At 72.7% G+C, this 19,970-nt stretch carries 22 protein-coding genes; 11 read left to right on the plus strand and 11 right to left on the minus strand.

Translation table 11 applies throughout. The features are described from left to right. Positions 1-84: 84 nt before the first annotated feature. The 3 genes from ACGFSH_RS12255 to ACGFSH_RS12265 all read right to left on the minus strand — a co-directional run bounded on the left by ACGFSH_RS12255 (position 85) and on the right by ACGFSH_RS12265 (position 2,783). Positions 85-1,440: a hypothetical protein gene (locus tag ACGFSH_RS12255; protein ID WP_393347519.1), complete on the minus strand. Its 1,356-nt coding sequence runs from the start codon at positions 1,438-1,440 to the stop codon at positions 85-87. Positions 1,441-1,746: 306 nt separating this feature from the next. Next, the gene (locus ACGFSH_RS12260) at positions 1,747-2,274 is read right to left on the minus strand and encodes an MSMEG_6728 family protein (protein ID WP_393347520.1); all 528 of its coding nucleotides are present in this window, start codon (positions 2,272-2,274) and stop codon (positions 1,747-1,749) included. 32 nt (positions 2,275-2,306) lie between these two features. Then, positions 2,307-2,783 (minus strand): SRPBCC family protein, encoded by a 477-nt coding sequence (locus ACGFSH_RS12265; protein WP_393347522.1) that lies wholly within the window; start codon positions 2,781-2,783, stop codon positions 2,307-2,309. Between the two features lie 241 nt (positions 2,784-3,024). On the opposite strand from ACGFSH_RS12265, the gene ACGFSH_RS12270 reads away from it, so the two are divergent. Next, on the plus strand, positions 3,025-4,206 hold the full coding sequence (locus ACGFSH_RS12270) for a YihY/virulence factor BrkB family protein (protein WP_393347524.1): 1,182 nt from the start codon (positions 3,025-3,027) through the stop codon (positions 4,204-4,206). A 138-nt stretch (positions 4,207-4,344) separates the two neighbouring features. Continuing rightward, a complete protein-coding gene (locus tag ACGFSH_RS12275; RefSeq protein ID WP_393347526.1) occupies positions 4,345-4,623 on the plus strand; it encodes a hypothetical protein in 279 nt (92 codons plus the stop codon). A 63-nt stretch (positions 4,624-4,686) separates the two neighbouring features. Here the strand turns inward: ACGFSH_RS12275 and ACGFSH_RS12280 are convergent, their stop codons facing one another. Then, the gene (locus tag ACGFSH_RS12280) at positions 4,687-5,505 is read right to left on the minus strand and encodes a polysaccharide deacetylase family protein (protein ID WP_393348110.1); all 819 of its coding nucleotides are present in this window, start codon (positions 5,503-5,505) and stop codon (positions 4,687-4,689) included. Positions 5,506-6,037: 532 nt separating this feature from the next. Here ACGFSH_RS12280 and ACGFSH_RS12285 point away from each other — a divergent pair. From ACGFSH_RS12285 to ACGFSH_RS12300, 4 genes are all read left to right on the plus strand, one after another. Then, complete coding sequence (locus ACGFSH_RS12285) at positions 6,038-6,241, plus strand: cold-shock protein (protein ID WP_030224351.1); 204 nt, start codon at positions 6,038-6,040, stop codon at positions 6,239-6,241. 199 nt (positions 6,242-6,440) lie between these two features. Then, positions 6,441-7,946 carry a DEAD/DEAH box helicase gene (locus tag ACGFSH_RS12290; protein WP_393347527.1) on the plus strand — a complete coding sequence of 502 codons (1,506 nt, stop codon included), beginning with the start codon at positions 6,441-6,443 and terminating at the stop codon, positions 7,944-7,946. A gap of 85 nt (positions 7,947-8,031) precedes the next feature. Beyond that, positions 8,032-8,310 carry a CBS domain-containing protein gene (locus tag ACGFSH_RS12295; RefSeq protein WP_393347529.1) on the plus strand — a complete coding sequence of 93 codons (279 nt, stop codon included), beginning with the start codon at positions 8,032-8,034 and terminating at the stop codon, positions 8,308-8,310. A gap of 225 nt (positions 8,311-8,535) precedes the next feature. Continuing rightward, positions 8,536-9,312 carry an SDR family NAD(P)-dependent oxidoreductase gene (locus ACGFSH_RS12300; protein ID WP_393347531.1) on the plus strand — a complete coding sequence of 259 codons (777 nt, stop codon included), beginning with the start codon at positions 8,536-8,538 and terminating at the stop codon, positions 9,310-9,312. A gap of 179 nt (positions 9,313-9,491) precedes the next feature. On the opposite strand, the gene ACGFSH_RS12305 is transcribed toward ACGFSH_RS12300, so the two are convergent. Next, entirely contained in the window at positions 9,492-10,538 is a 1,047-nt protein-coding gene (locus ACGFSH_RS12305; RefSeq protein WP_393348112.1) for a medium chain dehydrogenase/reductase family protein, read from the minus strand. A 125-nt stretch (positions 10,539-10,663) separates the two neighbouring features. On the opposite strand from ACGFSH_RS12305, the gene ACGFSH_RS12310 reads away from it, so the two are divergent. Beyond that, positions 10,664-11,338, plus strand: a complete 675-nt coding sequence (locus tag ACGFSH_RS12310) for a TetR/AcrR family transcriptional regulator (RefSeq protein WP_393347533.1) — start codon at positions 10,664-10,666, stop codon at positions 11,336-11,338. 88 nt (positions 11,339-11,426) lie between these two features. Here the strand turns inward: ACGFSH_RS12310 and ACGFSH_RS12315 are convergent, their stop codons facing one another. From ACGFSH_RS12315 to ACGFSH_RS12325, 3 genes are all read right to left on the minus strand, one after another. Then, entirely contained in the window at positions 11,427-12,239 is an 813-nt protein-coding gene (locus ACGFSH_RS12315) for an ABC transporter permease (protein ID WP_393347535.1), read from the minus strand. Further along, entirely contained in the window at positions 12,236-13,204 is a 969-nt protein-coding gene (locus ACGFSH_RS12320; protein ID WP_393347537.1) for an ATP-binding cassette domain-containing protein, read from the minus strand. The genes ACGFSH_RS12315 and ACGFSH_RS12320 overlap by 4 nt, the downstream gene beginning before the upstream one ends. 98 nt (positions 13,205-13,302) lie before the next feature. Further along, complete coding sequence (locus tag ACGFSH_RS12325) at positions 13,303-13,971, minus strand: DUF4097 family beta strand repeat-containing protein (RefSeq protein WP_393347539.1); 669 nt, start codon at positions 13,969-13,971, stop codon at positions 13,303-13,305. Positions 13,972-14,206: 235 nt separating this feature from the next. Here ACGFSH_RS12325 and ACGFSH_RS12330 point away from each other — a divergent pair, with 235 nt between their 5' ends. Next, entirely contained in the window at positions 14,207-14,950 is a 744-nt protein-coding gene (locus ACGFSH_RS12330; RefSeq protein ID WP_393347541.1) for a helix-turn-helix domain-containing protein, read from the plus strand. A gap of 60 nt (positions 14,951-15,010) precedes the next feature. Here ACGFSH_RS12330 and ACGFSH_RS12335 read toward each other — a convergent pair whose 3' ends face one another. Further along, on the minus strand, positions 15,011-16,591 hold the full coding sequence (locus ACGFSH_RS12335; protein ID WP_393347543.1) for a carbohydrate-binding protein: 1,581 nt from the start codon (positions 16,589-16,591) through the stop codon (positions 15,011-15,013). A gap of 295 nt (positions 16,592-16,886) precedes the next feature. Between ACGFSH_RS12335 and ACGFSH_RS12340 the strand changes: the two genes are divergently transcribed. Continuing rightward, entirely contained in the window at positions 16,887-17,936 is a 1,050-nt protein-coding gene (locus ACGFSH_RS12340) for a hypothetical protein (RefSeq protein ID WP_393347545.1), read from the plus strand. Positions 17,937-18,096: 160 nt separating this feature from the next. Then, positions 18,097-18,552, plus strand: coding sequence for a tellurite resistance TerB family protein (locus ACGFSH_RS12345; RefSeq protein WP_393347547.1), 456 nt, complete (start codon positions 18,097-18,099; stop codon positions 18,550-18,552). Between the two features lie 87 nt (positions 18,553-18,639). On the opposite strand, the gene ACGFSH_RS12350 is transcribed toward ACGFSH_RS12345, so the two are convergent. Further along, the gene (locus tag ACGFSH_RS12350; protein ID WP_393347549.1) at positions 18,640-19,002 is read right to left on the minus strand and encodes a DUF952 domain-containing protein; all 363 of its coding nucleotides are present in this window, start codon (positions 19,000-19,002) and stop codon (positions 18,640-18,642) included. 65 nt (positions 19,003-19,067) lie between these two features. Next, positions 19,068-19,397, minus strand: a complete 330-nt coding sequence (locus tag ACGFSH_RS12355) for an SCO0607 family lipoprotein (RefSeq protein ID WP_393347551.1) — start codon at positions 19,395-19,397, stop codon at positions 19,068-19,070. 307 nt (positions 19,398-19,704) lie between these two features. Here ACGFSH_RS12355 and ACGFSH_RS12360 point away from each other — a divergent pair, with 307 nt between their 5' ends. Continuing rightward, positions 19,705-19,908: a cold-shock protein gene (locus tag ACGFSH_RS12360; protein WP_057577999.1), complete on the plus strand. Its 204-nt coding sequence runs from the start codon at positions 19,705-19,707 to the stop codon at positions 19,906-19,908. The last annotated feature ends 62 nt before the right edge of the window (positions 19,909-19,970 follow it).

The following is a 19,970-nucleotide window of genomic DNA, read 5'->3' on the forward strand; positions in this document are numbered from 1 at the left end:
GCACTGCGCGGCTTTCGCCGAAATGCACAGCATAGAAGAAACCCCCAGGTCATCGACCTGGGGGCAAGGGAGGGCCGGACGTGCTCAGGCGGTCGGGTTGACGACGACGTCGGCCGAGTCGTTCGCGCTCTGCGGATCGAAGTCGCCGGGCACGTCGGTGTGGGTGTGGACGGTGACGTGACCCGTCGCGCCGGGCACGACCCGGTCGATGCGCAGCCGGAACGGGAAGTCGGCCTTCAGGTGCGGCTTGGCCCAGGTCGGCAGGGTGCAGGCGTAGTGGCCGACGGCCGGGTCGTCGCCGGAGGTCCAGGCGCTGTGGCAGGTCTCGGGCACGGACGTGGCGGTGGTGCCCGGTGGGAGGTGGTAGTCGAGCACGGCGACGGGGTCCCCGGAGGCGATGTTGGCGACCCAGGCCGGACCGTGGTTGACGAAGCGGAACCCGGCGGTGACGGTGTCGCCGGCCGCGCCTCTCGCCCGGTCGCCGCGCACGGCGAAGTCGGCGGTGTTGACGGCGTCGACGTGCAGGGCGCGGCCGTTGTCCGAGGAGTCGAGGTCGGTGACGTCGCCGACGGGCTCGACCTCGTAGTCGAACCGGTCGTGCAGCGCGTGCCGGGTGACCGCGAGCCGCAGCGGCCCGGGCAGCGACACGGTGGCGCCGGGCGCGACGTCGGTGTCGAAGGTGCAGGTCGCGTAGGTCATGCCCGGGTACTGGGTGTCGGTCCCGTCCGGTCCGGTGTAGGCGCACTGCGGGTAGCGGGTGACGACGCCGAGGCCGTACGTCGCCCACATCTTCACGCTGAAGCCGTGCGCGGTCTCGTTGCCGGCGTTGGTGACGGTGAACGGCACGGTGAGGCGGGTGCCGGGCGCGGCGCCGGTGACGTCCTTCGGGGCGGTGGCGCCGAGGTCGGGACCGGAGCCGACGGTGACGAAGGTCTCGGCGGAGCCCTGCGGAGCCGACAGCGTCCCGTCGGGGCCGCCCGCCGCCTCGGCCGAGTACTCGATCGCGCCCTGCGCTCCCACGGCTGCGCCCGCCGCGGCCCGCAGCCTCAGGTGCACCTGGGCGTCGTAGCGGACCGGCACCGTCCCGGTGTCGCAGACGGCGACGGCGCCGGAGTCGTCCGGGGCGCAGTTGTCGGGCCAGGCCACCTCGGCGATCCCGGCGAGCCCGGAGACGTCGACGGTCAGCCGCCCGCCGGTCACGGTGTAGAAGTCGTTGTAGTGCGTCAGACCGAGCGCCAGGGAGCGGTACTGCGCCGTGCCGCCGTCGGCCGGGGCGACGGTCACCGGCTGCTCGTACGGCGCCTCTATCCCCAGCTGGTCGCTCTGCGGCTCGTCGTCGGCGAAGGCGACCCCGCCGCCCGGACCGGCGGCGGCGAGCGCCCCCACGGCTGCGGCACAGGCCGCGCGGCGCAGCGCACGCACGACGGAGACAGGACTCATGGCATCCCCCTGGGGAACGGACCGGCCGCCGTGACGGACCGGGACGAGGAACGGGTCCCGGCGCGGGGTCCGCCGCCGGGCGCGACTTGGACGGCCCGTCCCGGCGGAAGGTTGTAGGCGGGGGCCGGGTGGCGCGCGGTTCTTACCGTCTTCTGGATCACCGAGGGAGCGGATCACCGCGAAAGGGGCACGGCGAGGCGGGCGGGCCCGGCGGCGGGGCAGGGGGCGATGCGGGCCGAGGGTTTGGGGGGTGGGCCGGCGGCCGGGAGCGGACCGGGACGGGACGCGTGAAGGGGGAGGGGCCGGCTAGCGCGGAGCGCTGGGCGGCGAGCCGTCGCCGTCGTGGGCGTCGGCGCGGTCCGAGGCGGGCCAGACGTAGGGCAGGTCGTCGGGTACGTCCGGGAAGAGCGGGGTGTAGACGTCCGGGTCCTTGCGCACCAGCGCCGAGCGGTGACTGCGGTGGAAGGCGTCCTCGCCGAGCCACGGCGGGAGTTCCCCGGCGGCCGCGAGCCGGGCCTGGTCGCGGGCCGGGGCTTCCGGGGTCGCGGCCGGCGGAAGGGGGCGGGACGCCGTGAAGTCCGCGACCAGCGTGGCCGCGCAGGTGTCCTGGTGGCCCAGGTCGCACCACGTCCGGCAGATCTCCAGCCCGTACCGCACCAGCGCCTCCTCGTACCCCGCCCACATGCGCACGGCCGGGTGCCTGCGCCACCCGTAGCCGGGCCGGACCAGGCCGCGCAGGACCTGGAGCGCCTCGACCCGCTGCTTGCCCAGCCGGCGCCGGTCCAGGACGAGCGCCGAGGCTCTGAAGTCGGGATAGGGCAGGAAGGTCTGCATGCGCCGCCGCCCCTTTCAGAGCCTCGGTCGGATCAGAGGGTGGAGCCGGGGTTCTCCGGACGGATGCGTCCGCGCCAGGCGCCGCTCTCGCCGCCGCGGCCCTCGACGTAGTCCTTGAAGCGGTGCAGGTCTCCCTTGACCCGGCGGTCGATCATGCCGAGCATGTCCGCGCCCTTCTCGGCCATGCCGGAGGGCTCGACGTCCATCACGAGTTCCACCCGCGTGTGGGTGTCGTCCAGCCGCTCGAACCGGACCGAGCCGCGCTGTCGGGTCTCGCCGCCGACGACCCGCCAGGTGATGCGGTCGTCGGGCAGCTGGTCGACGATCTCGGTGTCGAACTCGCGCCGCACCCCGCCGATCTTGGTGGTCCAGTGGTTGTGCCGCTCGTCGAGCTGACGCACCTCCTCGACGCCCTCCATGAAGTTCGGGAACTCCTCGAACTGCGTCCACTGGTTGTAGGCCGTGTGGACGGGCACCTCGACGTCCACCGCATCCTTCACCGTGCTCATGTGCACCTCCTGGTTCGCCGGTCGCCGGCAGCCGGTCGCGGTCACCGTGGTGGCCGGCTTGCCGTGTCGTCGTGTTCACGGTCGTTTCGCACGACGCCGGGTACCCGCGCCGGCCGGACCGAAGACCCTGGCGGACGAACGGGTTCCGGTTTTCGCCATGATCCGCTTTCTCCCGTGACCGAAAACTTCTTTATGCCTGAAATGTGGGCATGCGCCGGGCCGAGCCGGATACCCGGTCGGCATGACACGGACACTGAAGCGGCGCGGGTGGCACGGACGCCACGAGGAGCGCGAGGCCGCCGCGCGCGAGGACGAGACGGTGCGTGACCGGGCCGCCGAAGGGCCCGGTCACGGAAACCAGGACCACTACGGCAGCCCGGACGACGGCGGAGACGGCGGCGTCGAGGGCGGCCGGGGCCGGGGCGAAGACGCGGACGTCGTCACCGCCGGGCCGGACGAGGAGGTGGAGCGGCGTGCCCCGGACAGTCCGGCCGACCTGCCCCGGCGCTCGTGGTCGGCGGTGCTCAAGGGCACGCTGAAGGAGTTCAAGAAGGACGAGCTGAGCGACCGGGCCGCCGCCCTGACCTACTACTCGATCCTGGCGCTGTTCCCCGCGCTGCTGGCGCTGGTCTCACTGCTGGGCGTCGTCGGGCACTCGGCCACGCAGACGGTCCTGGACAACATCCAGAAGCTGGCCCCCGGCCCGGCTCAGGACGTCCTGCGCAGCGCGGTGCAGCAGATGCAGGGCAAGGGCGGGATCGGCTCGGTCATGGCGATCGTCGGCCTGCTGCTGGCGGTGTGGTCGGCCTCCGGATACGTCGCGGCGTTCATCCGAAGCGCCAACGCGGTCTACGACGTCCCCGAGGGCCGTCCGGTCTGGAAGGTGCTGCCGGTGCGGGTCGGCGTGACCGTGGCCCTGATGGTGATGGCCGTGATCAGCGCGGTGATCGTCGTCTTCACCGGTGGCCTCGCCCGTCAGGCGGGCACGGCGCTGGGGGTCGGCGACGCGGGCGTGACGGCCTGGTCGATCGCCAAGTGGCCGGTGCTGGTGGTGCTGGTCACCGCCATGATCGCGCTGCTGTACTGGGCGACCCCGAACGCCCGGGTGCGCGGCTTCCGCTGGATCACGCCGGGCAGCTTCCTCGCCCTGCTGATCTGGATGGCCGCCTCCGCCGGGTTCGCGCTGTACGTGGCGAACTTCGCCTCGTACAACAAGACGTACGGAACCCTGGCCGGGGTGATCGTGTTCCTGGTGTGGCTGTGGATCACGAACCTGGCGATCCTGCTGGGCCTGGAGTTCGACGCGGAGATGGTGCGCCAGCGGGCGGTCGAGGGCGGTCACCCGGCCGACGACGAGCCCTACGTCCAGCCGCGCGACACCCGCAAGTGGGACGAGGAGGACCGGCGCCGTCTGGGGTCGTGACGCCGGTCCCGGCCCACGGCCCGCGGCGGGCGGGACACGTTCCGGTGACGGTCGTTGGGCGCACGGTAGGTCAGGGGCTTCCGGGGTACCGGGGTGCCGGTCGCCGACCCGGCGGCCCGCACGCCAGGAAGGGAACCCGTGAGCGCTCATCCCCCTCTCGCCCTCGCGGCGGCGGCTCTCGTCGCCTTCGTGCTGCTGTTGCGCTGGGGGGCCACCCCTCGCTCCCGGCAGGGCCGTCACCGCGACGCGGCCGGGGAACCGCACGCGCCGAAGAGCCGTTCCGCGCACGGTGCGCTGCGCGAGGCCGAGCGGCACCTCAGCGCCCACTGGGAGCGCCTGCGCCCCCTCTACCGGCACGCCGGCGACACCGCGTCCCGCGAGGCCACGATCGTCAGCCCGGTGGCCGGTGACCGATAGCCGGCAGCCGGCAGCCGGTGATCGGTGGGCCGGGCGGTCGATCACCCGGTGGCCCGCGGCCGGCTACAGGTAGTCCTCCAGGCGGGCGACCGTGTAGCCCTGTTCCTGGATGTGGCGCAGGAGGTTGGCGGTCATCTCCGTCATCGTGGTGCCCTTCAGCTCGGACGGTCCGCGGAAGTGGGCCAGGATGACGTCGCCCGGGTGGAGCTTCTTGTCGCCGCGCTGGTACTGCATGTTCGTGATCTGCATGGACTCGCGCCACAGGACGATGCCCTCGATGCCGCAGGACGCGGCGGCCGCCCGGGTGTCCTCGTTGTAGTTGCCGTACGGCGGACGGAACAGCCGGGGCGTGGAGCCGTAGTGCTCCTTGAGCTTGTCCTGCTGGCCGCAGATCTCCCGCTTCTGGGCGGCCTCGCCCAGCGTGCGCAGGTTCGGATGCGTGAGCGTGTGGTTCTGCACGCCGGCGCCGAGTTTGCGCAGCGGTTCGAAGTAGCCGTAGTCGGCGCTGATGGCGGCGTCGGTCAGGAACATCGTGAAGGGGATCTTCAGCTCGCGCATCATCGTGACGAACCGGGGGTCTTTCTCCGCGCCGTCGTCGAACGTGAGGAAGACGATCTTCTGCTTGGTGGGTATCTCGCTGACCACCGGGACCCCGCCGTCGGCGGCCTTGCGCCCCACCGGTTTGACCTTGGGAGGGGCGGGCGGCGCGGCGAGCGGCTTGAGCCCCCACTTGCGGTACGCGGTCCGGACGGCGTCCCGCGCCGCCGCGCCCGCCTCGCCCCGCGCGGCCCGGGTGGGCGAGGCGGAGTTGCCCGGTGCGGCGGAGCCGGAGTCGGAGGCCGCCGAGGATTCGGCCGTGCAGCCGGTGGCCAGTCCCGCCATGAGAAGGAGACAGGCCGCCGCCGTCTTGATCCGCCTGTCCACCGCGTGCCCACCCCGAGTCGTCCGAACGCCAGTCTGTCCGACTTGCTTGACGCCGAACTGATGTCCGAGGTTCCACGCCCTGGCCTGCGGATCCGTCCGCGCGGACCGGGCCGACGAGGTGATGTGTCCTTCGTCTCGGCGGCGGTCGCGGCGCCGCTCCGGAACGCCCTGGCCGCGGCCCGCGGCATCGGGGGCCGATACGGCATCGGGGCAGGTCACGGCTCCGCAACGGCGGCGGCCGCCGAGGACACCGCACCCACGGCGGCGGAATATCTACGTCCGCGGCAGGAGAAATAGTCGTGGCGCGCGACGGTTATTCCCTGAGGCGGAACTCGGTCGGAATTATTTTTGGCCCGGCCGTAATGACGCCGTGCTAGTGTCGAGACCAGTTGCAGTTGTGGTTGCCTTGAGGTTTTCCGACGGGTTGATCATCACGGCGACCGGAGTACGCGCAGTGCGAACTCCGAGCACCGTCCCGAAGGAGACAGTTATGGCAACCGGCACCGTGAAGTGGTTCAACGCGGAAAAGGGCTTCGGCTTCATCGAGCAGGACGGCGGCGGCGCCGACGTCTTCGCCCACTACTCGAACATCGCCGCCCAGGGCTTCCGCGAGCTCCAGGAAGGCCAGAAGGTGTCGTTCGACATCGCGCAGGGCCAGAAGGGCCCGACGGCCGAGAACATCGTCCCCGCCTGACACAGGCGCTGACGCATACTTCTGCAGCTGGGGCCCGCACCTTGGGGTGCGGGCCCCGGCTGTTGCATTTCCGGGTGTTTTCCCTCCCCGTCCGCCGGTACTCCGGCCCCCGTTTTTCGGCTCGTTCCCGCGATTTTCTGCGCTGTTCAACTCGCTGCGGAATTCCTTGGCACGCGCCCGTATCAAGGAAGGTTTCTTCATGAACCGTGCGCAGAAAACTCGCACTTACGACCGTTTCGGAAGCTCGGCCGGCAGCCGTTTCGGCGGCTCCCGTCGCTCCTCCGGTCCCGGCCGTCGGCCGTCCGCCCCGCAGGGCGAATTCGCGCTGCCGAAGACGGTCACCCCGCCGCTGCCCGCCGTCGAGGCGTTCGCCGACCTCGGCCTGCCGGCCCCGCTGCTGGCCGCGCTCGGCCAGCAGGGCGTGAGCGTGCCGTTCCCGATCCAGGCGGCGACCCTGCCCAACTCGCTGGCCGGCCGCGACGTGCTCGGCCGCGGCCGCACCGGCTCGGGAAAGACCCTCGCCTTCGGCCTCGCGGTGCTGGCCCGCACGGAGGGGCTGCGCGCCGAGCCCCGTCGGCCGCTCGCGCTCGTCCTCGTGCCCACCCGCGAACTCGCCCAGCAGGTCACCGACGCGCTGACCCCGTACGCCCGCTCCGTGCGGCTGCGGCTGGCCACCGTCGTCGGCGGCATGCCGATCGGCCGCCAGGCGAGCGCGCTGCGCAACGGCTCCGAGATCGTCGTCGCGACGCCCGGACGGCTCAAGGACCTCATCGACCGCGGCGACTGCGTCCTCGACGACGTCGCCGTCACCGTCCTCGACGAGGCCGACCAGATGGCCGACATGGGCTTCATGCCCCAGGTCACCGCGCTGCTCGACCAGGTGCGCCCCGAGGGTCAGCGGATGCTGTTCTCCGCCACCCTGGACCGCAACGTCGACCTGCTCGTCCGCCGCTACCTCAGCGACCCGGTGGTGCACTCCGTCGACCCGTCGGCCGGCGCGGTCACCACGATGGAGCACCACGTGCTCCACGTGCACGACGCGGACAAGCACCGCACCACCACCGAGATCGCGGCCCGCGACGGCCGGGTGATCATGTTCCTGGACACCAAGCACGCGGTGGACCGGCTGACCACGCACCTGCTGAACAGCGGCGTGCGCGCGGCGGCCCTGCACGGCGGCAAGTCCCAGCCGCAGCGCACCCGCACGCTCGCCCAGTTCAAGACCGGGCACGTCACGGTGCTGGTGGCGACCAACGTCGCCGCGCGAGGCATCCACGTCGACAACCTCGACCTCGTCGTCAACGTCGACCCGCCCAGCGACCACAAGGACTACCTGCACCGCGGCGGACGCACCGCCCGGGCGGGCGAGTCCGGCAGCGTCGTCACCCTGGTGACCCCCGCCCAGCGGCGCGGCATGACCCGGCTGATGGCCACGGCCGGCATCTCCCCCCAGGTCACCCCGGTGCGTTCGGGCGAGTCCGAGCTGAACCGCATCACCGGCGCCCAGGCGCCGTCCGGCGTGCCGGTCGTCATCGCCGCGCCGCCGGCCGCGAAGCGCCCCCGGCGCGCCGGGGCCTCGTCGTCGGCGTCGTCGGCCTCCTCGTCGTCCCCGGGCTACCGGGGCCGGCGCGGCGCGGGCCGGCCCGACCGCGAGGCCGCCCAGCGCGGAACCCGGCGGCGCCCCGTCGCCGGACCCGCGGCCTGAGACGTTCCACCCCGCCCCCGGCCGGCGCGCACATGCGCGCCGGCCGGGGGCGGCCCGCATCCACCCACTTCGGCAGGAGGCATCTTTGACACCGGTTCGCACGCGACAGCACCGGGCGGATTCCGCTCTCGCGACCAGGGCCCACGACGTGGAGCCGTCCGGGCCCCGGGTGCTCGACGACATGACCGTCGAGGTGGCCCTCTCCCTGATGGCCGGCGCGGGAGTCGAGTACCTCGTCCTGTGCGACGGGGACGACCAGTGCACGGGCGCCGTCAGCCGCGCCCGCCTCACCGTCTTCCGGGACTCCCCCGCGTACACGGACCGGGTCCGCCTGCGAGACGTCCCCGGCTCCCGGACCGCCTGACACGCGCCGCCGGTCCGCCTTGACGGCAGGCCGTCCCGGCGAGGGAGGCCGTGGCCGGCGAGACGCTCGAACCGGTCCTTGCGACCGCCGTCCGGCGGTTCCCGCCGCGGCGGCGGGCGGCCGTGCTCCCGCGTGAAGTCCCCCGCGGGCGATGACTTTTCCGCGGCCGCGACGTCTTACCGGGTGAAGGGCGCGCACGGCGCCCCGGCCGAGGAGCGGATGGGCATGGCGCAGAGCCTGGAGAACAAGGTCGCGGTCGTCTACGGCGGAGCGGGATCGCTGGGCGCGGGGGTGGCGAGGGCGTTCGCGGCGGCGGGGGCGCGGGTGTTCCTGGCCGGCCGCACGGAGGAGACGCTGCGCAAGGCCGCCGCCGAGACCGGCGCGGAGTACGACGTGCTGGACGCGCGCGACGAGCACGCCGTCGAGGCCCACGCCACGTCCGTCGTCGAACGGGCCGGACGGCTCGACGTCTCCTTCAACCTCGTGCCGCGCGGCGACCTCCAGGGCGTGCCGCTGACCGAGATGTCGGTCGAGGACTACACCCGGCCGGTCGTGCAGGGCCTCGCGTGCCAGTTCGTCACCGCCCGCGCGGCGGCCCGCCGCATGTCGGCGCAGGGGTCCGGCGTGATCCTCGCCCTGAACAGCGGGTCGGCCAACGGCACCCCGATGCTGGGCGGAACCGGCGCGGCCGACGGCGCGCTGGACGCGCTGATCCGCCAGCTGGCCCAGGAGGCCGGGCCGGCCGGCGTGCGGGTCTGCGGGATCTGGACCGCCGGCGTCGTCGACACCCTGACCCCCGAGAAGCTGACGGCCGCGGGCGCGCCGGCCGCCGACGAGGCCGCGGTGGACGGCATCCGCGCCCACCTGGACGGTCTGCGCATGACGAAGCGCTCACCGCGGATCGCGGACGTCGCCGCGCTGGCCACGTTCCTCGCCTCCGACGCGGGCGTCGCCGTCACCGGCACCTGGGTCAACGCCACTGCGGGGATGTTCCCCAGCTGACCGGGGAGCGGCGGCCCGCCCCGCGGGGCGAGGTGCGCGGCCGCCCGTTTGGCCGCGGAGCGGGGCGCGCGGCCGTCCGTCCCGCCGCACACCCCTCGGGCGGCCGTCGGCACCGGCTGTGGCGCCTGGTTTCGCGCCCGCGGTGAGGGCCGTCGTCGTCGGGGCGTCGGGCTGCCGGTCTACGGGTTGAGCAGGACCTTGCCGGCGACCGTGCCTGACTCGGCCAGGCGCAGGGCCTCGGCGACGTCGGCGAGCGGGTAGCGGGCCGCGATCCTCGGGGTGACGTCGCCCCGCTCCAGCGCCGCGAAGATCGCGGCGAGGTCGGCGCGCAGCCGGGCCCGGAAGCGGTTCCTGGACAGCGCGCGGCCCGCCCAGACGTTGAAGAAGCAGGCGCGGCGGCGATTGGGCAGCGCGTTCCACAGCCACAGCCGGCCGAGCAGCTTGAGCACGGGCCACCGCGCGGAGCCCTCCGCGTCCCGCGTGGAGGCGGTCCCGTACGAGACGAGCGTGCCGCCGGGCGCGAGCAGCTTCCAGGAGTCGACGACGCCGGGACCGCCGACGTGGTCGAAGACGGCGTCCACGCCCCCGGGTGCGAGTGCGCGCACGCGGGCGGCGACGTTCCCGGCGCGGTGGTCGACGGGGGTGACCCCCTGCTCGCGCAGGGCGTCGTGGTGGCGGGCCGACGCGGTGCCGATCACGTGGGCGCCGGCCGCGCGGGCGAGCTGGACGAGGATCGAGCCGACACCGCCGTTGGCGCCGTGCACCAGGACGGTCTGCCCGGCGCGCACCCGCGCCCTGCGGTGCAGCATCTGCCAGGCGGTGACGCCGTTGAGGACGAGCGTCTCGGCGTCGGACGGGTCGATCCCGTCGGGCACCGGCACGGCGTCGGCCGCGTCGACGAGCACATGGCTGGCCCAGGCGCCGACCTTGACCAGGGCCGCCACCCTCGCGCCGGTCAGGTCGGCGGGGACGCCCGCGCCGGTCGCCCGGACCGTGCCCACCAGGTCGTAACCGGGTACGAAGGGGAACGGCGGCTGGTCGTAGTACCGGCCGCGGCGCATCTGCTGCTCGGCGCAGGAGACGCCGGTCGCCTCCATCTCGACCAGGACCTGGCCGGGGCCGGGGGCGGGGACCCGCCCGTGCCGTATCTCCAGGCCGTCGGGCTCGACCTTGCCCGGCAGGACGATCTCGACGAGTTCCTCGGCGGTGTTCACTACGGCCTCCAGCGGTTCACGGCCACAGCCGGTTAGCTGTGGTTGCGTTCGTTAGAAGTTGTAACTCACGCTCGGGTCAGTGTCAATCACGTTCGTGATAGCTTCTAACTACCCTGAGAGGAAGGCAGCGGCACACCATGGCGGAGACGGGCACGAGCACCCCGCGCGAGCGCTACCGGGCCCAGGTCCGCGCGGAGATCAAGCAGCGGGCGTGGGAGCAGATCGCCACGGCGGGGGCGTCCGGGCTCTCCCTCAACGCCATCGCCAAGCAGATGGGGCTGAGCGGGCCGGCGCTGTACCGGTACTTCGACGGGCGGGACGAGCTGATCACCGCGCTCATCAGGGACGCCTACCGCAGCCTCGCCGACGCCGTGCGCACGGCCTCGGCCGCCGGGACGGGCCTCACCGGGGCGGCGCACACGCTGCGCGCCTGGGCCCTGGCCGACCCCCAGCGGTACTTCCTCGTCTACGGGACACCGGTGCCGGGCTACCACGCGCCCGACGACGTCACCGCGCTCGCGGCCGAGATCATGACGAGCCTGCTCGACGCGAGCGTCGAAGCGACGGCTCAGGACGACCCGGTGACCGGGTTCACCGCACGGCTGGAGGGCCTCGGCCGGCGGTGGGCGGACGGCCACCCCGCCCCGCCCGCCGCCCTGCGCCGGGCCCTGGCCTTCTGGACCCGGCTGCACGGCGTCCTGTCCCTGGAACTCGCGGGCCACTTCACCGGCATGGGCTTCGACCCGGCCCACCTCTTCGCCGCGGAACTCGCCACCCTGACCGACCGGGAGGACGACGGCCGGTCCGGCTGACCGGCCCCGGACCGCGGAACGCGGTGTGCCCCGGCCCAGGGGGCCGGGGCACACCGCCGTTCCGGCGGCGTCGTCGCGGGCGATGCGGCTACTGCGGGTCGCGGGCGAAGCGCGCCGTCGACCAGCGGTGGCCGAGGGCCGTCAGCACGACGCACCAGGCGACCGCGAGCCAGCCGTTGTGGCCGATCCCGGTGCCGAGCAGCAGCCCGCGCAGGGTCTCGATGGCGGGCGTGAAGGGCTGGTACTCGGCGATCGGCCGGAACCAGCCCGGCATCGAGTCGGCCGGGATGAACGCGCTGGAGACGAGCGGCAGCAGCACCAGCGGCTGGGCGCCGTTGGCCGCCGCCTCGGCGTTCGGACTGGCCAGACCCGTGCCGACCGCGATCCAGGTGAGCGCCAGGGCGAACATGACGAGCAGTCCGAACGCGGCCAGCCACTCCAGGGCCGTGGCGTCGGTGGAGCGGAAGCCGATGGCCACGGCGACCGCGCCGACGAGGACCACTCCGGCGACGCACTGGAGCACGCTGCCGACGACATGCCCGACGAGCACCGAACCGCGGTGGATCGCCATCGTCCGGAAGCGGGCGATGACGCCCTCGTTCATGTCGGTGGCGACGGACACCGCCGTCCCGATCACCGTGCCGCCGATGGTCATCATCAGGATGCCGGGGACGATGTAGGCGATGTAGTCGGAGCGCCCGTCGCCGCCCATGCCCGCGCTCATCACGCCGCCGAAGATGTAGACGAAGAGCAGCAGCAGCACGATCGGCGTGAGCAGCAGGTTCAGGGTGAGGGACGGATAGCGCCGCGCGTGCAGCAGGTTGCGGCGCACCATCGTCCACGAGTCCCGTACCGCGAGGGAGAGCCGGGGCGGGCGGGCGGGGGCCAGGGGGGTGCTCATCGGACGGACTCCTTGGACTCGGACTGGCGGGGAAGGCCGGCGCTGCCGGTCAGGGCGAAGAACACGTCGTCGAGGTCGGGGGTGTGCACGGTCAGTTCGTCGGCCTCGACGCCGGCGCGGTCCAGCCGGTCGAGGATCGAGCGCAGTTCGCGCTGGCTGCCGTCGCTGGGGATCAGCACCGTCAGCGCCTCCTCGTCCCCGGTGACGTCGCCCAGGGCGCCGAGCGCGCTCCGGTGGGCGGCCGGGTCGGAGAAGCGGAGCCGCACGTGCCCGCCGGGGACCAGCCGCTTGAGTTCCCCGGCGGTGCCCTCGGCGGCGATCCGGCCGCCGTCGAGGACGGCGATGCGGTCGGCGAGCTGGTCGGCCTCCTCCAGGTACTGGGTGGTGAGGAAGACGGTCACGCCGCCGGTGACCAGCTCGCGGATGATCTGCCACATGGTGTGCCGCGAGCGCGGGTCCAGACCGGTGGTGGGCTCGTCGAGGAAGATGATCCGCGGGCCGCCGACCAGCGTCATGGCGATGTCGAGACGGCGCTTCATGCCGCCGGAGTAGGTGGAGGCGGGATTCTTCGCGGCCTCCGCCAGGTCGAAGCGCTCCAGCAGTTCGGCGGCGGTCCGCCGTCCCTCGCTCCTGGGCAGATGGTGCAGGTCGGCCATGAGGAGCATGTTCTCCAGGCCGGTGATCAGCCCGTCGACCGCGGAGAACTGCCCGGTGACGCCGATCGCGGCCCGCACGGCCTGCGGGTCGGCCGCGAGGTCGTGGCCGCCGACGCGGATCTCGCCGGAACCGGGCCCGGGGGAGACGAGCGTGGAGAGGATCTTGACGGCGGTGGTCTTGCCGGCCCCGTTCGGGCCCAGCAGGGCGAAGATCGTCCCTTCGGGGACGGCCAGGTCGACGCCGTCCAGCACGGTCTTGTCGCCGTAGGACTTGCGCAGCCCGTGCGCCGCGATGGCCAGGTCTGTCATGAGGGTTCTCCTTCGGGAACTGCGGGTCGTGGCTGCGGGCCGCGGCCCGCGGGGACCGCGGGACGGGCTTGCGGTGTGAAGGGGAGAGGGGGAGGCGCTCAGAGGCTGCGGGCGGTGATGTCGCCGTAGGCGGTGGTCGCGTGGATGTGCAGGGCCGCGTCGCCGTCGGCGTTCCGCAGCGCGTTGTGGACGCGGCCGAAGCCGGTGCCGGCGTCCAGGGAGGCGGAGACGCCCCGGGCGGCGCCGACCGAGATCCGGCCGGCCTCGGTGCGCAGCGTGACCGTGCCGTCCACGGCCTCGGCGACGTCGATGTCGCCCTTCTGGGTGCTGATCTCCGCGGGGCCGCCCAGCCGGCCGACCGTGACGTCGCCCGCCATGAGGACGAGGCGGGCGCTCGCGGTCTCGTCGAGCTTGACCGAGCCCTGCGCGCCCTCGAACGCGACGTCGCCGAGCCGCCCGACGCCCCGGAGCTCGCCGCTCGCCGTCCTGGCGTCGACGTGGGAGCCGGCGGGCAGCCGGACGGTCACCTCGACGGCCCCGGAGCCGCCGAGGATCCGGCTCTTCGCCGGAGCGGCCTCGATGCGCAGGACGCCGTCCGCGAAGCCGACCGCGATCCGCTCGGCGGCCTTGACGTCCCTTCCGTTCGAGGCGTCCGCGGGCAGGACCTCGACCGTGCTGTCGGACAGGGCCGCGGCGATGAACCGGACACGGCCGGCGGGGACGTCGAGGACGACGGACACCGGGGAGGGGGTGGCGAACTTCTGCATCGTTGACTCCTATGTCGACTGCTGCTTGTTTCCGACAAAGGAAAAGCTACGTTGCGTTCACAATTTCATCAACACCTATGTTGCACTGATTCGGCATCACAGCAGCCCACATGCCATCTTTCGTTGCAACGGTCACCGATTCAATGCAACGGTCCAATCGCTTCCGTTGCAATCGATTGGAGGTGAACGCTATGCTGGCGGCAGCACGGTGCACGGGAACACGAAGGAGACCGCGATGCCGGGAGGCAGGCTCACCCAGCAGGAACGCCGGCAGATCACGCTGGGACTGGCCGACGGCCTCGCCTACGCGGAGATCGCCAGACGTCTCGACCGGCCGACCTCGACGATCACTCGCGAGGTCATGCGCAACGGCGGCCCCGCCTCCTACCGCGCCGACCTCGCCCACCGCGCCACCGAACGCCGCGCCCACCGGCGCCGGCCGGCCGCGGCCCGGGGGACGGAGGCGCCCCCGCAGGCCCACGGGCGCGACCCCGAGGCCATGCGCGAGTACGAGGAACTGTTCACCACCGTCCTCGTGGGATCCGGCACGCCCGCGATGATGGCCCGGGTGCTGGCCTGTCTCACCCTCACCGACTCGGGCAGCCTCACCGCGGCCGAACTCGTCCAGCGGCTCAAGGTCAGCCCGGCGTCCGTCTCCAAGGCGATCACCTTCCTGGAGGGCCAGGGCCTGGTTCGCCGGGAGCGCGACGAACGCCGTCGCGAGCGCTACGTGGTCGACGACGACATCTGGTACCGGTCGATGATCGCCAGCGCCGAGTCCCTGCTCCAGATCGTGGCGATCGCCCGCCAGGGCGTCGGCGTCCTCGGTACGGGCACGCCGGCCGCGGCCCGCCTGGAGAACATCGCCCGCTTCCTCGACTTCATCAGCGAGAGCACCAGACGCGCGGCGGAGCAGGCGCGCGAGGTCCTCTCCACCCCGCCCGCACCGGCCACCCCACCCGCACCGCCCGCCGTCTGACGACGGCGAAGGCCCGGGTCACGGAACCCGGGCCTTCGCCGTCGTCTGCTCTTCACCGGGTCACAAGCTCACCTGCTTGCCTCCCAGGGTCACGACGAGACGGCCGTCCGAGGCGAAGGACCAGCCGAGCGCACCCGAGTAGGAGACGCACCGGGAGCCGTTCGCGCCGGTCCAGAACTGGTTGGTGGCGTCGGCGTCGCCGACGGTCTTGTCGTTCGAACCGCTCACGCCGAACCGGCACGAGGTGTTGCCGCGGAAAACCGAAGTCCCCTTGTCCCAGGAGTAGTTGCGCTGGGCGTTGTCGATGCTGAGGTTGTTCGACACGGCCATGGAACCGGGGTTGCTGTTGTAGGTGAACCCGTGCTTGCCGTTGTGGAAGGCGATGCTGCGCCGGACGACGTGGTTCACGGCGATGTCGTCGCCGCCGAGCTTGAAGCCGTTGCGGTCGCCGTTGGAGTTCACGGTGCCGTCGGAGAGGGTGCCGTTGTCGTAGGAGAGGGAGTCCTCGATGGTCACCGGGCCGATCGGGCCGGTGTCGGTCTTGGTGTAGAGGTCCCAGCCGTCGTCGATGTTGTGGTGGGAGACGGCGTAGCGGAAGACGTTGCCGGCGCCGGTGGTGAGCTTGGCGGCGAAACCGTCGGCATCCTCTCCGTCGGAGTCGGCGTTGTCGTGCGACTCGGCGCTCAGGATCAGGTTGTCGGACGGCCACTGGCTGCTCGGCGTGGTGGAGGCGATCCGGCCGAGTTGCAGCCCGGTGTCGCGGTTGTACGCCGTCACCGTGCGCTCGATGACGTTGTGGCTGCCGCCGACGTAGATCCCGTTGTCACCGGCGTGCTGCACGGTGAGGCCCGACACGTGCCAGTACGAGCCGAAGAGCTGGAGTCCCCGGTTCGACGGGCTCTCGCTCTGCGCCGAGAAGTCGAGGACCGGCTTCTCACCCGGATAGGCGGACAGCGTGGTGCGGGCGGCGGCCGTGCCGTCGGCGGTCTGCGGGACGGTGACCGTGGAGGCGTAGGAGTAGGTGCCGCCGCGCAGGTAGATCGTCCCGCCCCCGGAGACGCGGCTGATCGCCGAGGTCAGGGTGGTGGGCGCGGACTGGGTGCCGGCGGCGCCGTCCACGCCGGCCGGGGAGACGTAGATCGCGCCGCCGGCGGGCGGGGTGGTGCCGCCGTCGGCCGTCACCGCGTCGAGGCGGTCGACGTTGGGCAGCCCGGCGGAGGTCGTCGGGCTGAGCCGGATCGTGTTGCTCCCGGCGTTCAGGGTGACCGTGAGCGTCTTGGTGGCCCACGTCGACCAGGCGCCGGTGGCCTCGAAGGACGGCGTCTGCACGGCCGTGCCGTTGACGACCAGCGAGGCCGGGCGTGCGGCCGCGGTCCCGTTGGCGAAGCGGACGCTCAGGGTGGCCGTGCCGGCCGCGGCCGCGTTCACCGTGAACTGGGCGTAGCCGCCGGTCGAGTTGGCGCCGTTGCAGAATCCGCTGCCGGAGTAGCCGGTCCAGTCGGAGTCTATGGTTCCGGTGCAGACCGCCGGGGAGGACTCGGCCTCGTAGCGGGCGGTGGCGGCCTGGGCCGTGGGACCGGTCACCGCGACGAGCGCGCCGGACACCAGACTGACGCACGCCATGACGGATCTCAGCTGCATGTTCATCTCCAGGAACGGGGCGAGTGCGGTCGGCCGAACTGGAAAGCGCTTTCTCCCGGAAGTTAGAGGCCTGGTGTGAACGCGTCAAGAGTCGTGTACTTGATTTCTGTTCATATGCATGGACAGACTTCGGGGCGTCCCCAAGGCCCTCAAGGGATTCGCGCAGGAGCCTCACACAGACTGCACACAGTCCCGCGACGGACTCGTTAGCGTGACGCCCGTTCGATCCCACGTGCGAACGTGACCAGGTCGCGGCCCCCACGGGGTGTCGGCACGTCAACTCAGGAAGACCGCAATGGACTACTGCTCCTCGTGCCGTCGGCATCTCAACGGCGCCCTGGTGTGCCCCGGATGCGGGGCCTACGCCCCGGACATCGCTCCGGTCACGAACCACGACCGCGTCGTCCCGGCCCGGATCGCACAGCCGATGTACGCGACGTACCCGACCACGTACGCGGAACCCGCGCCGTGGACGGAGCCCTCCCGCGACCCGGCCCCCGCCGCCCCGCACGCCGAGCACCCCCGCGCCGGGACGTCCGGACCGTCGTCCGACCGGCCCGCCCCCGCGTCCTCCATATCCCCCGTGCCGTCCGTGCCGTCCGTGTCCTCGGCGTCGCGCGCGTCCTTCGGGCCCGATTCCGTGCCCTCCGTGGAGCCGGCGCCGGCCGCGCCGCGGGGACGGGCCGCCCGGCGGCGGCAGCTGGCCCGCTGGAAGAAGCACCAGCGCCGGGCCGTCGTCGCGACCGCCGTGGCCCTCGTCGGCGGCGGGCTGACCGTCGCCGCGATGGACCGCCAGGGCGGCGACCGGACGCAGGCGGCCGCCGCGCCGGAGCTGCCCTCCTCCTCGGGCGGCGAGGTGCCCACGTCAGACCACACCCGCCCCACGGTGACCCGGTCCGACGCCCACCGGCCCACCCCCACCCCCTCCACCGCGTCGCAGTCGCCGTCGACCGAGCTGGGCGGCGAGCGGTACACGCCCTCGGACCCGCGCCCGGACACCGCGGCCGGGTCCGGGACCCGCACGACGACCCGGTCCGCCGAAGGCCGGGGCACGGGCTCCTCCTACGGCGGCGCGGTCACCGCCCCCGGCGGCTCGGCCGGGCGGCACTCCTCGACGCCGGCGGGGTCGTCCGGCTCCACCGGGTCCGCCGCGAACGGCGGCACGGGCGGGTCGACCGCGGCCTCGACGCCGAACTCGTCGTCGGACTCAGCCGCCGGCTCCGGCTCGGCGGCCTCGTCCGCGTCCGGTTCGACGTCCGGTTCGGGGACCTCCTCGACGAACACCGCTCCGGCGGCGACCTCCCCGTCGGAGGTCTGTCTGCTGGGCCTGCTCTGCCTGAGCTGAACCGGCCGCCGCCGAGCCCGTCCCGCCGCGCCCGCGCGGGCTCGGCCATGTCCGTTCGCCCCACCGGAACTTATCCGGTCGGCCGGAAGTTTCTACGTTGCTGTAGATGTTGCGCACCTGAGGTGCGGACACCGTTCCGAACCGACCGTATGGAGTTCTCATGGCCCTGTGGGACCGCTTCAAGGAGTCCGCGTCCACGATGCAGACCCAGCTCGTGGCGAAGAAGAACGACCTCAAGAGCGGTGCGTTCCGCGACGCGAGCATGGCGATGTGCGCCCTCGTCGCGGCGGCGGACGGCACCGTCGACCCGGCCGAGCGCCAGCGGGCGGCCCAGCTGATCGCCACCAACGAGGTGCTCCGGAACTTCGACGCCGCGGACCTCCAGCGCCGCTTCGACGACAACCTGAACAAGCTGGCCGCCGACTTCGCCTTCGGCAAGGTGAGCGTGCTCCAGGAGATCGCCAAGGCCAAGAAGAAGCCCGCCGAGGCGCGTGCCGTCGTCCAGATCGGCATCGTGATCGGCGGCGCCGACGGCGACTTCGACAAGACCGAGCAGGCAGTGGTCCGCGAGGCGTGCTTCGCCCTCGACCTGCCGCCGCACGAGTTCGACCTCTGACGGTCCGCACCGCTCACGCGTCCGGCCCCCGACGGCCCGCGCCCCCGGCGGCCCGCGATCAGCCGGCCCGCGGTCAGCCGGCGGGGGTCACCCGGCGGAGGTCAGGCCGGCCGCGTGGCCGTGGTCGTCCCAGCGGACCTCCAGGACACGGACGACGGCGTCCCGGTCGAGCGGGCCGAACACGTGCGGGAACATGGTCTCGGGCCCGACACCGGGCGGCGGCGCCGGGGCGGCCGCCTCCCACTCGCACCGCGCGGTGAGCCGCGCCTCGTCGAGGACGAGCGCCAGCAGCGGCCGGGGGGCCGTGCGGTAGAAGGCGTCGACGACCGCGAGCGTGGTCTCCTCGTCGGGCGAGCAGTGCACGAACCCGTCCCGCGCGAGGGAGGCCGGCGCGTAGGGGCGGCCGGGGTCGGCGGTCCAGTCGTCGAGCGGCACGACGTGATAAATCATGATCCGTTTATACAGCGGCACACCCGCATACGGGCCGAGCGCGGACGCGGCAGCCGCCTCACGCCCTATTCGCCGTCGGGGAGTTCGACGATCCGGCCGCTCTCGTCGAGCGTGCGGGTGCTCCAGTAGACGTCCCACTCGTCGCCGACCTTCTCGGGCTCCTTGCCCTTCGGGTAGCGGGCCCAGCCCGCCGCCGGCTCCTCGTCGTCGGGCACGCAGTCGCCGCCGCCGCTGTTCACCGCGAGCACCGGATAGGACCCGCCGCCGCAGACGGCCTCCTCGATCCGCAGGGAGCAGCCGCTCAGCGCCAGCACCGCCACGACGGCCGCGAGCCCGGCATGGGCCACCGCCGCCCGGGCGCGCAGGGCGCCCGTTCTGCTCCTGGTCACACGCATGGCGGCTCCTCTGCTCGGCCGGACGGCTGGACTGCTACTGTCCTCAGCCTGCCGAGCCGCGGGCCGTTCCTCCTGAGTACGCGTACTCAACCGGGATCCGCGAAGAGACGTGCGCCACGTTGCACGGGCCCTTCCGGCCGACGTGTGCTACCGTGATAAAAGTGGCAGTTTCGGTTACCAGAGGCTTTTGAGTGCTCTTCGACCATACGTCGACGGGCACTCTTTTTGTTTTTGGGGCTTTTCCTGATCCTGCGACGCCGGGTCCGCAAGGTGCGGACTCCGGGCATTGCCCCAAAGGAGATACAGCATGGCATCTGGCACCGTGAAGTGGTTCAACTCGGAAAAGGGCTTCGGCTTCATCGAGCAGGAGGGTGGCGGCCCGGACGTTTTCGCCCACTACTCGAACATCGCCACGTCCGGCTTCCGTGAGCTTCAGGAAGGCCAGAAGGTCACCTTCGACGTGACGCAGGGCCAGAAGGGCCCGCAGGCGGAGAACATCCTCCCCGCCTGAATCGTCTGACGTCTGTTTCAAGCGGACGACACGGCCGGGGCCCGCACTCTCGAGTGCGGGCC

The organism is Streptomyces sp. NPDC048481 (genome assembly GCF_043200075.1).
Lineage (GTDB): Bacteria > Actinomycetota > Actinomycetes > Streptomycetales > Streptomycetaceae > Streptomyces.